11 protein-coding genes are annotated in these 11,876 nt (G+C 64.1%); 8 read left to right on the forward strand and 3 right to left on the reverse strand.

Translation table 11 applies throughout. The annotated features are described in order from the left end of the window. Positions 1 to 3 precede the first annotated feature (3 nt). A complete protein-coding gene (locus VVR41_RS01290) occupies positions 4 to 963 on the reverse strand; it encodes an ABC transporter ATP-binding protein (RefSeq protein ID WP_321100705.1) in 960 nt (319 codons plus the stop codon). Positions 964 to 1,003: 40 nt separating this feature from the next. Further along, positions 1,004 to 2,587, reverse strand: coding sequence for a polyprenol phosphomannose-dependent alpha 1,6 mannosyltransferase MptB (mptB, locus tag VVR41_RS01295; protein ID WP_368523343.1), 1,584 nt, complete (start codon positions 2,585 to 2,587; stop codon positions 1,004 to 1,006). 173 nt (positions 2,588 to 2,760) lie between these two features. On the opposite strand from mptB, the gene VVR41_RS01300 reads away from it, so the two are divergent. The 8 genes from VVR41_RS01300 (at position 2,761) to VVR41_RS01335 (ending at position 10,707) form a co-directional block, all read left to right on the forward strand. Then, entirely contained in the window at positions 2,761 to 3,462 is a 702-nt protein-coding gene (locus tag VVR41_RS01300) for a helix-turn-helix transcriptional regulator (protein ID WP_368523271.1), read from the forward strand. 31 nt (positions 3,463 to 3,493) lie between these two features. Then, a complete protein-coding gene (gene sufB / locus VVR41_RS01305; protein WP_368523344.1) occupies positions 3,494 to 4,900 on the forward strand; it encodes a Fe-S cluster assembly protein SufB in 1,407 nt (468 codons plus the stop codon). A 3-nt stretch (positions 4,901 to 4,903) separates the two neighbouring features. After that, positions 4,904 to 6,091, forward strand: a complete 1,188-nt coding sequence (gene sufD / locus VVR41_RS01310) for a Fe-S cluster assembly protein SufD (protein WP_368523272.1) — start codon at positions 4,904 to 4,906, stop codon at positions 6,089 to 6,091. Between the two features lie 45 nt (positions 6,092 to 6,136). Beyond that, on the forward strand, positions 6,137 to 6,892 hold the full coding sequence (sufC, locus tag VVR41_RS01315) for a Fe-S cluster assembly ATPase SufC (RefSeq protein WP_321100709.1): 756 nt from the start codon (positions 6,137 to 6,139) through the stop codon (positions 6,890 to 6,892). Further along, entirely contained in the window at positions 6,892 to 8,151 is a 1,260-nt protein-coding gene (locus VVR41_RS01320) for a SufS family cysteine desulfurase (RefSeq protein WP_321100710.1), read from the forward strand. Before sufC ends, VVR41_RS01320 begins: the two co-directional genes overlap by 1 nt. Positions 8,152 to 8,154: 3 nt before the next feature. Then, positions 8,155 to 8,610 carry a Fe-S cluster assembly sulfur transfer protein SufU gene (gene sufU, locus VVR41_RS01325; RefSeq protein ID WP_321100711.1) on the forward strand — a complete coding sequence of 152 codons (456 nt, stop codon included), beginning with the start codon at positions 8,155 to 8,157 and terminating at the stop codon, positions 8,608 to 8,610. 12 nt (positions 8,611 to 8,622) lie between these two features. Next, positions 8,623 to 9,003, forward strand: a complete 381-nt coding sequence (locus VVR41_RS01330; RefSeq protein WP_368523273.1) for a metal-sulfur cluster assembly factor — start codon at positions 8,623 to 8,625, stop codon at positions 9,001 to 9,003. 75 nt (positions 9,004 to 9,078) lie between these two features. Beyond that, complete coding sequence (locus VVR41_RS01335) at positions 9,079 to 10,707, forward strand: ABC-F family ATP-binding cassette domain-containing protein (RefSeq protein ID WP_368523274.1); 1,629 nt, start codon at positions 9,079 to 9,081, stop codon at positions 10,705 to 10,707. Positions 10,708 to 10,715: 8 nt separating this feature from the next. Here VVR41_RS01335 and VVR41_RS01340 read toward each other — a convergent pair whose 3' ends face one another. Further along, positions 10,716 to 11,864, reverse strand: a complete 1,149-nt coding sequence (locus tag VVR41_RS01340; RefSeq protein WP_368523275.1) for a CdaR family transcriptional regulator — start codon at positions 11,862 to 11,864, stop codon at positions 10,716 to 10,718. Positions 11,865 to 11,876 lie beyond the last annotated feature (12 nt).

The following is an 11,876-nucleotide window of genomic DNA, read 5'->3' on the forward strand; positions in this document are numbered from 1 at the left end:
TGTTTAGCTCCTCAATTCGCGTCCGGTGATGTCGAGGAAGACGTCCTCAAGGTTGCGGTGGGACACTCCCAGTTGGCGGATGTGGATCCCTTGGCGTGCGGCTTCGGCGGCGACCGTGGCAATGATTTCCGGCGTCGCCACGCCGGCGATGCGGTAGTGCAGCGGGCGGCTGGCTTCGACCGTGACATGGAAGGGGGCCAAGGAGGCGTCGAGAAGCGAAAGGTCGAATGCCTCCACCGTCTCGAACGATACGAGAGGAGAGCGCTGATGGCTGGTCAACTCTCCCGGGGTGCCCTGGGCGACCACGCGACCTTGATCCATGATGACCACCTTGTCCGCGAGTGCTTCGGCCTCGTCCATGAGGTGGGTGGTCAGTACTACGGTGACCCCGTCGCGACGCATCTCGGAGATGATGTCCCACACGGCGAGGCGCGACTGCGCGTCCATGCCTGCGGTCGGCTCGTCCAGGAAGATGAGCTCGGGTCGGCTGATCATGGCCAGTGCGAGGGAGAGGCGTTGTTTCTGTCCTCCGGAAAGCCGGCGATAGGTTGTGTTGCGCACGCCCCCGAGCCCGAGGAGTTCAATGAGCCATTCCGGGTCGAGTGGGTCATGGTTGTAGGAGGCGGAGAGCCGAAGCATTTCCCCAACCTTGATTCCGGAGTACGAGCCGCCGCCCTGCAGCATGATGCCGATGCGTTCGCGGAGGCGATCCGGGTCGTGCGCCGGGTCGATGCCGAGGACGCGGATGGCACCTGACGTCGGAGCAGTAAAGCCCTCGCACATCTCTACCGTTGTCGTCTTGCCCGCACCGTTGGGGCCGAGCAAGGCCAACACAGTGCCGCGCTCGACGGTAAAGGACACCCCATCTACGGCCGTTTTGGCCCCGAAGCGTTTCACGACATTGTCGGCCACCAGCGCGGTCGAATCGGTTGTGGCCGCCAGCGTGCCGCGGGATGTACTCATGGCGAATCAGTGTAGCCCTCGGCGGCCACTCGCCCGGTACCTATGCCAGGCTGCGGTGTCCCCGCCGGGAATACCACCACCACACCACGGCTACCAGAACGGCGTACGCCACAGCGGCCGAGGCGTAGATGGTGAAGACGGTGCCGGGAGGCAGGGCCAAGCCGCGCGGTAGAACCAAGAAGCTAAACACCGCGGAATAGATAGCGACGCCGATGCGGAACGCTCGGCGGTTCGCCCACGCTGCGAGCGGAAGGATTGCCCACAGGGGATACCACGGGTGCACAACGGGGAACAGGATGACGAGGACGAGCGTTGAGACGCCCAATCCGCCGAGCGGATGGATCGTCCCGCGGTAGGTGGCCCACAGCAGTCGCGCCATGAACGCGAGAGAGACAACAAGGCCTACGCCTCGTGTGACCGCCATCATCGCGTCGGTGTGATCGCCGAGCCCGAGATGCGAGCCGATAAAGCCGGCGCTGACTCCGATATCGGTCGTGATCGACAGCCAGCTGCGAATGGAAGCGGCGCCGCCTTGCCCGGTCACCCACCCGAGGCCGATGCCGGAGAGAGCCGTGACAATGCTTATCGACGCCACCAGTACCGCCGTCTGCACCGCAACAGCGGCCGGGATCGCCCATCCGCGCAACCTGGAGCGCAGTGAGCGGGCGAGCGCCATGCCGATGAACCCGAGGGCAATGAAACCGGTGACTTTGACCATGCCCCCGGATGAAATCGCGGCGCCCGAGGCGATGAACAGCGCTGCCGCGCGACCCCGTTCTACAGGCCACGCGTCGAGAGCGCGCAGCCCGACTTCGACTCCGACGAGAACGAGGCCAAGCATGAGGGCCTCGTTATGGATGCCGCCGATGAGGTGGAGCAGGGTTAAAGGATTGAGCATCCCGAGCCACACCGCCGTTGCGGGGGTGACTCCGCACCGCCGTGAAAGGGCGAGCAGTGCCCAGGTCGCGGCGGCAATCCCCACCAAAGCGACGGCCCGGTGGGCCAAGACACCGAGCACGATGGAGTCATTCGTGAGCCAGGAAATTGCCGCCGCAACCCCGAGCGCTACGGGGCCGTACGGGCTCGGTGAATTGGCCCAGATGAAGGGCACCGAGCGAACCAGATGGTTCTCGGAGCCGAGAAGTTCGACTGCCCCGGCGCTGTAAGGGTCGAGGCCCTGGCGCACAACAGACCCCTGCGCGAGGTAGGAGTAAATATCCTGTGTGAAAAGAGGGGCGGTCAAGCATAGCGGGATGACCCACGCCACGAGGGTGCGCAAAAGCTCCCCGGATCGCACTGACGCGGAGGCTCGTCCTGCGCCGACAAACGGGCCCATCAGCAGCCACGCCGTGACAACGAGGGCGACGCCCAGGAGGACAACGGCCGAGGAAGCCTGGAGCATCTGCGCCATGACGGCGCCGCCGGGAAGGGCGTTGTACGGGTTGCCCACAACCGGCAACGCTCCGCCGCCGAGACCGCCGAGTCCCATCAGCAACGTGCCAACGACCCCGAGCCAGCGCAACACGTAGAAGCGGTTGGCTGCGACGGGGGAAAGGCGCGCCGCGGAGACGTCGACAAGCGAGTCTTCGTGCAACTCCGCGGAACGCGACCCCGGGTACCCCATGCGGGGAAACGCCCGGCGCAGCGGGCGTAGGGGGGCGGGCAGGAGTGGCGACACGGCTGTTGAGTTTAGTGCGGAATCATTAAAGACACATTACTGTTGTAAAAAGGTGGAGGCAGGAATGTGTGACCTAAGGCGCACGAACTGCCGTGACAAGTGGCGAGAGAGGTGAACAGATGTCTGCACAACGGCACCACGCACATGCGTCGGTGGGTGACACCCGGCACGACGTCATGTCGCTGATGCTCAAACTCGGCCCGGTCACCGCCTCCGACCTTGCGGAGTCCCTCGGCCTTTCCGCGGCGGGTATCCGACGCCATCTGGACAAGCTCGTCGAAGACGGTCTGGCAGAAACGTGCGGGCCCCGCGCCGTCGCGGGCGAAGAAACCACCCGCGGACGACCGGCAAAGTATTTCCGTCTCACTGATGAAGGCCGCGATCTGTTCGGGAGCCACTACGACAGCCTTGCCGCTGACGCGATCGGTGTCCTGCGCGAAATCGGTGGGGAAGAAGCTGTGCGGGCGCTAGCGCGCCAGCGAGTGGAGAAGATTCTCGCTGAGGTCGACGGAGACGGCGATGTTGAAGAAGTTGCACAGCAGCTCGCTCGTGCTCTCGACGAGTCCGGGTACGCTGCGACGGTGACGCGGGCGGGAGAGGGCATCCAGATTTGCCAGCACCACTGCCCAGTCGCCGCCGTTGCGGCGGAGCACCCGGAAATCTGCGAGGCCGAGCATGAGGCGATTTCCGAGATCGTTGGCAGACATGTTCAACCGCTGGCTTTGATCGCGGACGGAGACGGCATCTGTACCACCAATATCCCCCTGACCGCCACAACGCCGGTGAGGAAGCAATCTGAAAGGAGCGGAGACTTTGACTGAGACAACTCCCGCACCCGGCCTTGAAAAGCCGATGAACGACGACGAGATCATCGATTCCATTGGTGCGTACAACTACGGTTGGCACGACCCTGATGTGGCGGGTGCCTCCGCGCGACGTGGCCTCAGCGCTGACGTCGTGCGCGACATCTCGCAGATCAAGGGCGAGCCAGAGTGGATGCTCAACCAGCGCCTGAAAGCTCTCGACATCTTTGAGAAGCAGCCGATGCCGACCTGGGGCGCCGACCTCTCAGGCATCGACTTCGACAACATCAAGTACTACGTGCGCTCGACGGAACGTCAGGCCACCACATGGGATGACCTGCCCGAGGACATCAAGAACACCTACGACAAGCTTGGTATCCCCGAGGCAGAGAAGCAGCGCCTCGTCGCGGGTGTGGCGGCTCAGTACGAGTCCGAGGTGGTCTACCACCAGATCCGCGAGGACCTTGAGGCCAAGGGCGTCATCTTCGTTGACACCGACACTGCTCTTCGTGAGCACGAAGACATTTTCAAGGAATACTTCGGCACGGTGATCCCGGCCGGCGACAACAAATTCTCCGCTCTGAACTCCGCGGTCTGGTCCGGTGGCTCTTTCATCTACGTGCCCCCGGGGGTCCACGTGGACATCCCGCTGCAGGCCTACTTCCGCATCAACACGGAGAACATGGGCCAGTTCGAGCGCACCCTGATCATCGTGGACGAGGACGCCTACGTCCACTACGTCGAGGGCTGTACCGCGCCGATCTACAAGTCCGACTCCCTGCACTCCGCGGTGGTGGAGATCGTGGTGAAGAAGGGCGGTCGCTGCCGCTACACCACCATCCAGAACTGGTCGAACAACGTCTACAACCTCGTGACCAAGCGCGCTAAGGCCGAAGAGGGCGCGACCATGGAATGGGTCGACGGAAACATTGGTTCCAAGGTGACGATGAAATACCCGGCCGTGTGGCTGACCGGTGAGCACGCCCGTGGTGAGGTGCTCTCCGTCGCGTTCGCCGGCGAGGGACAATTCCAGGACACCGGCGCGAAGATGACACACATGGCTCCGCACACCTCCTCCACCATCGTGTCCAAGTCTGTCGCGCGTGGCGGCGGTCGCGCCGCCTACCGCGGTTTGGTGCAGATCAACGCCAACGCCCACCACTCGGCATCCAACGTCGAGTGCGACGCGCTGTTGGTGGACAACATCTCGCGCTCGGACACGTACCCCTACAACGACATCCGCAACGACCACGTCACCCTGGGCCACGAGGCCAAGGTGTCCAAGGTTTCTGAGGAGCAGCTGTTCTACCTCATGTCACGTGGCATCGAGGAAGAGGAGGCGATGGCGATGATCGTCCGCGGGTTCGTGGAGCCCATCGCGAAGGAGCTTCCGATGGAGTACGCGCTCGAGCTCAACCGTCTTATCGAACTGCAAATGGAAGGATCGGTGGGTTAAACCATGACGGACCTGGCTATCGACACCGCCGCTGACACTGTCAAGGCGGCAACCCCCCACAACAACAAGGGCGACCTGTTTTCCTCCTTCAACGTGGATGACTTCGAGGTTCCCGGCGGTCGCGATGAGGTGTGGCGCTTTATTTCGCTGCGTCGCATCCGCGGCCTGCACAACGGCACGTTCGCCCCTGCCGCTGAGGCGCAGATCAAGGTGGAAGCGCCCGCGGAGGTCGCCGTCGAGAAGGTGTCGCCTGACGACGACCGGCTGAAGGCAGCCGGCGCCCCCGTCGACCGCGTCGCAGCCCAGGCGTGGACCTCCGCCGTAAGCGGAACGATTATCACCATCCCGGACAACGCCGAACTCGACGCCCCTGTCACCGTCACCGTCACGGGTGCTGGCGCAGACGTCACCACCTTCGGCACCGTGCTCATCCAGTCCGGAGCGAACTCCGCTGCGACCGTCCTGGTCAACTACGCAGGTTCCGGCACGCACGCCGACAACATCAACTGGGTGATCGGCGACGGCTCCCGTGTCCACGCCGTAGTTGACGCCAACTGGGACACCGACGCCGTCCACCTCGGAGCGCAGCAGCTCGTCGTGGGCCGTGACGCTACCGTGCGCCACACCGTGGCTACCTTCGGCGGCGAGATCGTCCGCATCACCCCGCGCGTGTCGTTTACCGCTCCGGGCGGCGACGCAGAACTCACGGGTGTGTACTTCGCCGACGACGGCCAGTACATCGAGAACCGCCTCCTCGTGGATCACTCCATTCCGAACTGCCGCTCGAACGTTCTGTACAAGGGAGCGCTGCAGGGGGATAAGAACTCCGCTAAGCCGGACGCACGCACGTGCTGGGTCGGCGACGTCCTCATTCGTGCCGAGGCGCAGGGCACCGACACCTACGAGACGAACCGCAACATGGTGCTGACGGACGGCGCACGCGCCGATGCGATTCCGAACCTCGAGATCGAGACCGGTGAGATTGCCGGTGCCGGCCACGCCGCCACGGTTGGGCGCTTCGACGATGACCAGGTCTTCTACCTGCGCTCCCGCGGTATTCCAGAGGAAGAAGCGACCCGCCTCATTATCCGCGGATTCTTCAACGAGGTCCTCAACATGATCCCCGTCGAGTCCGTCCGCGACGAGCTCATCGCCCGCGTGTCCGGCGAGCTCGAGCAAGCGAACCTTTAATTAGAAGCCCGAAACACCCACAAAGAAAGAGACGGCAACAAAGCTATGTCCACTCTGGAAATCAGGAACCTCCACGCCAACGTTATCCCCACCGAGGAAGGCCAGGAGCCGACCCCGATTCTGAAGGGCGTTAACCTAACCATCAACTCCGGCGAGACCCACGCGATCATGGGGCCGAACGGTTCTGGCAAGTCGACGCTCGCCTACACCCTCGCAGGCCACCCGAAGTACGAGGTCACCGATGGAGAGGTGCTTCTCGACGGTGAGAACATCCTCGACATGGAGATCGACGAGCGCGCCCGTGCGGGCCTCTTCCTGGCCATGCAGTACCCGGTCGAGGTTCCCGGCGTGTCCTCCTCGAACTTCATGCGCTCGGCCGTGACCGCTGTTCGCGGCGAGGCACCGAAGCTGCGCGAGTGGGTTCAGGAGCTTAACGCTGCCCGCGAGGCACTGCAGATGGATGCCTCGTTCTCCGAGCGTTCCGTCAACGAAGGTTTCTCCGGCGGTGAGAAGAAGCGCCACGAGGTCATGCAGCTCGCGCTCATGAAGCCGAAGTTCGCGGTCATGGACGAGACCGACTCTGGTCTCGACGTCGACGCGCTGCGCATCGTCTCCGAGGGCATCAACCGCTACCAGGAGGAGACCAACGGCGGCGTGTTGATGATCACGCACTACAAGCGCATCCTTAACTACGTCACCCCGGACTTCGTGCACATCTTCGCCAACGGCCAGATCGTGCAGACGGGCGACGCCTCCCTGGCGGACACCCTCGAGGCTGAAGGCTACGAGAAGTTCATCTAATGGCACTTACACACTCAGATGGATCACTCAACGTGGAGGCCATCCGCGCGGAGTTTCCGATCCTGTCCCGCACCGTGCGCGACGGCAAACCGCTGGTTTACCTCGACTCGGGAGCGACATCACAGCGACCGGAACGCGTGTGGGAAGCTGAGCGTGCCTTTGTCCTGGGCAATTTCGCACCCGTGCACCGCGGTTCGTACCAACTGGCGGAGGAAGCGACGGACGCCTACGAGACCGCGCGCGACCGCATCGCCGCCTTCGTGGGCGCGGACGGGCACGAGATCGCCTTCACCAAGAACGCGACCGAGGCGCTGAACCTCGTCGCGTACGTGCTTGGCGACGACCGCGCGGGCAACCTGCGCGTCACAGAGAACGACACCATCGTCGTCACCGAGCTGGAGCACCACGCCAACCTCGTGCCGTGGCAGGAGTTGGCACGCCGTACCGGCGCGACGTTGAAGTGGTACTCCATGACCGACGACGGCCGCATCGACATGGATTCCCTCGAACTGGACGAGACAGTGAAGGTTGTCGCTTTCACCCACCAGTCCAACGTGACAGGGGCCCACGCCGACGTGGCCGAAATGGTGCGCCGCGCCCAGGCTGTCGGGGCGCTCACCGTGCTTGATGCGTGCCAGTCGGTCCCGCACATGGCCATTGATCTGCACGGTCTCAACGTGGACTTCGCGGCGTTTTCTGGCCACAAGATGCTCGGTCCGTCGGGCGTCGGCGTCGTCTACGGCAGGGCAGAGCTCCTGAACACCCTGCCACCGTTCCTCACGGGCGGCTCGATGATCGAGGTCGTCGAGATGGAGCGCTCCACCTACGCCCCGGCGCCGCAACGTTTCGAGGCGGGTACGCAGATGACCAGCCAGGTTGTCGGCCTCGGTGCCGCAGTGGAGTTCCTCGAGGAAGTGGGCATGGATGCCATCCAGGCCCATGAGCACAGGTTGACGGCTCTCGCCCTCGAGCGGCTCCAGGCTATCGACGGGCTGACTATCGCCGGTCCAGTCACCGCAGAAAATCGTGGCGGTGCCATCTCGTTCGGCGTCGCGGGGCTCCACCCACACGACCTCGGGCAGGTGCTCGACAGCGAGGGCGTGGCCATCCGTACCGGGCACCACTGCGCTTGGCCGGCCCACCGTGCGCTGAGCGTCCAATCGACGGCACGGGCCAGTTTCTACCTGTACAACACGGAGCAGGAAATCGAAGCCCTGGCCGCCGCAATCGAAAAAGCCAAGAAGTTCTTTGGGGTGTAAAGCGTGAACCTGGAATCGATGTACCAAGAGGTCATCCTTGACCACTACAAGAACCCGCAGCACGCGGGCCTGCGCGCCCCGTTCGAGGCGGAGGTTCACCACGTCAACCCGTCGTGCGGCGACGAGATCACGTTGCGGGTCCACCTGTCCGCGGACGGCTCGACCGTTGAGGACGTGTCGTACTCGGCTGAGGGATGCTCGATCTCGCAGGCGTCGGCAAGCGTCATGGCTGAAGAGCTGATTGGCCTGCCGATCGAGGAAGCGCAGGCGAAGCTCGCCTCGTTTGAGAATATGGTCACCTCACGCGGGACCGTGGAGGGCGACGCGGAGATGATTGGCGACGGTGTCGCGTTCGCGGGCGTCGCGAAGTTTCCGGCGCGCGTCAAGTGCGCGCTGCTCGGGTGGAAGGCCTTTCAGGCAGCAATGTCGGACGCGGTAGAAGGCCGCGACGAGGATTAAGGAGAGTTCGACATGACCGAAAGCAATTTTGACGGGCCACGCGAGCGCCCGACGCAGACCGCTGAGCAGGAGGAACTTTCCGGCAAGGTGGCAGAGTACCTGCACGACGTCATCGACCCCGAGCTGGGAATCAACGTCGTCGACCTCGGCCTGGTCTACGACACCTGGATCGAGGCGGCCGAGTCCGGTACCAAGGCGGTGGTCAACATGACGTTGACATCTCCCGCGTGTCCGCTGACCGACGTGATCGAGGAGCAGGCGGCTCAGGCGGTCGTGGGCAACACGAGTGTCGACGAGCTCGAGCTCAACTGGGTGTGGATGCCCCCGTGGGGTCCGCACATGATTACTGAGGAGGGCCGCGAGCAGTTGCGCGCCCTCGGGTTCTCGGTCTAGCTCGACGAGGGCGACCACACCGGCGGATTCGTCCGCCGGTTTTCGTCGTTGGGGGCAGTAGTAAGGTATCCGGGTGTGATTGTCACCAATGATTTTGAGGTCCGCGTCGGCGCCCGCACGCTTCTCGACGCCCCCGGCCAGCACCTCCGCGTCCAGCCGGGCGACCGCATCGGGCTCGTCGGCCGCAACGGCGCCGGCAAGACCACAACGATGCGCATCCTTGCGGGGGAGACCGAGCCGTACGCGGGTTCGGTGACGCGCTCCGGCGAGCTCGGCTACCTGCCGCAGGATTCAAAAGAGGGCGACATCGAGCAGACCGCTCGCGACCGAGTGCTCTCGGCGCGCGGCTTGGACCAGCTGCGCAGCTCCATGGAACGCCAGCAGGAGATCATGGAGACTGCCGACGGGGCGAAGCGCGACGCCGCGATCAACAAGTATTCCCGGCTTGAGGAGCGCTACCACGCGCTCGGCGGTTACGAGGCCGACGCAGAAGCGGCGCAGATCTGCGACAATCTCGGGCTTCCCGAGCGCATCCTCGACCAGCAGCTGAAGACGCTCTCCGGTGGTCAACGCCGACGCGTGGAGCTGGCGCAGATCCTTTTCGCCGCCAACAGCGGCGCCGGTAAGTCGACGACCACGCTGCTTCTCGACGAGCCAACCAACCACCTCGACGCCGACTCCATTACGTGGCTGCGCGGATTCCTGTCGAAGCACGAGGGTGGGCTGGTCATGATCTCGCACGACGTCGACCTGCTCGAGGACGTCTGCAACAAGATCTGGTACCTCGACGCGGTACGCGCCGAGGCGGATGTTTACAACATGGGCTTTGCCAAGTACAAGGATGCGCGCGCCCTCGACGAGGCGAGGCGCCGCCGCGAGCGCGCCAACGCGGAGAAGAAGGCCTCTGCTCTGCAGAAGCAGGCAGCGAAACTTGGCGCTAAGGCGACTAAGGCTGCGGCGGCGAAGCAGATGCTCGCCCGGGCCGATCGTATGTTGAGCGACCTTGATGATGTCCGCATTGCGGACAAGGTGGCATCGATTTCCTTCCCGGAGCCCGCACCGTGCGGCAAGACTCCGCTCTACGGCAAGGGGCTGACCAAGATGTATGGCTCCCTTGAGGTTTTTGCCGGCGTCGACCTCGCTGTGGACAAGGGCTCGCGCGTGGTCGTGCTCGGCACCAACGGTGCTGGTAAGACGACCTTGCTCAAGCTCCTGGCCGGTGTGGAACGCACGGACGGCGAGGGCGGCCTCGTCACCGGCCACGGGCTCAAGATCGGCTACTTCGCTCAGGAACACGACACTATCGACGGGGACAAGTCGGTGTGGGAGAACACCATTGAGGCCTGCCCCGATGCCGGTCAGCAGGATCTGCGCGGCCTGCTCGGCGCCTTCATGTTCTCCGGCGACAAGCTCGAGCAGCCCGCAGGGACCCTGTCTGGTGGTGAAAAGACACGCCTCGCGTTGGCCACACTCGTGTCCTCTCGCGCGAATGTCCTGCTTCTCGACGAGCCCACGAACAACCTCGATCCCCAATCCCGCGAGCAGGTCCTCGATGCGCTGAAGACCTATACCGGCGCGGTTGTGCTGGTGACCCACGACCCCGGCGCGGTCAGAGCGCTGGAGCCGGAGCGGGTCATCATCATGCCGGAGGGCGATGAGGACATGTGGACGGACGAGTACATGGAGATCGTCGAGTTGGCCTAGGCCGCGTTTTACGCGGTGTCGTGCATTTGAATTGCCAGCCATACTACGGCCGCGTCGGACATGCTCCGCAGGTCGAAGCCGGTGAGCTCCGCAAACCGGTTGAGGCGCGCGTTGAGGGTGTTTTTGTGGATGAATAGTTGGTGCGCCGCCTCGGCAAGCGACCCATCAGCCGCGAGGTAGGCCCGCACGTCGCGCATCGCTTCTTCCCGTGAGCTGGCGGGGATATCGCGAAACACCCGTCGGACAAACTCCTCGCGGTCGTGGGGCGGGATTGCGCTGACGAGGAGTTCGAGGCAGAGTTCGTCGTAAAGGTGCACGTCCGTGTGTGACGACTGCGCGTGGTGCAGGGCCTTCTCCGCCTGGGAGGCGGCTTCCGTCGGCTCCACTTGGTGGCCCGAGATTCCCGCGGCGATGCGCACCGTGGACGTGCGGCGGGTGCGCCTTGCCTGCGACCGCACGATATCGGCCACCTTTGTCAGTGTCTCTTCGCCGGTGTGAGGTGGGGTGAGGGGAATGGCGGCGATGAGTCTGCTGCCGAGCGTCGCCGCGACGGCGCCTGAGGAGGTGAGCGCGGTGACCAAACGGCTTGCCGCCAGGTCGAGCTCTTTATGCGTGTCAACCGGCGCCATCTGGAAGCGTTCATGCGCAGGCGAGATGCTCGCCGCAACCACTATGTGGGGTGCCGTGATGTCGACGCCGAAGAACCGGCCGGCCTCGGCCAACTCTGGGAGGCGCTCCGGGTGATCGTAGAGCCAGGAGTGCAAGAAGTGTGCCAAGGTGCGTTCGTGCCGTTCGGCTTCTTCGCGCATGTGAGTTTCGCGCAGGAGGATCTCGGTCATCTTCTGCAGGACGTGGGCGGGTGTCGTGATTGCCTCAGGGTCACCCGTGACCCCCAACACCCCAGCGGTGGTCCCGTTGACGCGAATCGGGAGATTCAACCCGGGCCGGGTGCCTGGGAGTGGATTGTCCGCGGGGATGGCAAGGCAGTCGAGACCGTCTGCGATCACGTGCGCCGCCCCGAGATGGTAGTCGCCCACGCGGGTGGAGTCGGTGCTGGCGATGATCGTGGCTTCGCGGTTGATCAGGTTCACGCCCATTCCGAGAACCGTGCTGATTTCCGCGACGATGCGCTGCGCGTGATCAGGGCCGATGTGCATACGACTCTCCTT

Origin of the sequence: Corynebacterium sp. LK2510, assembly GCF_040946405.1 — a bacterium.
Lineage (GTDB): Bacteria > Actinomycetota > Actinomycetes > Mycobacteriales > Mycobacteriaceae > Corynebacterium.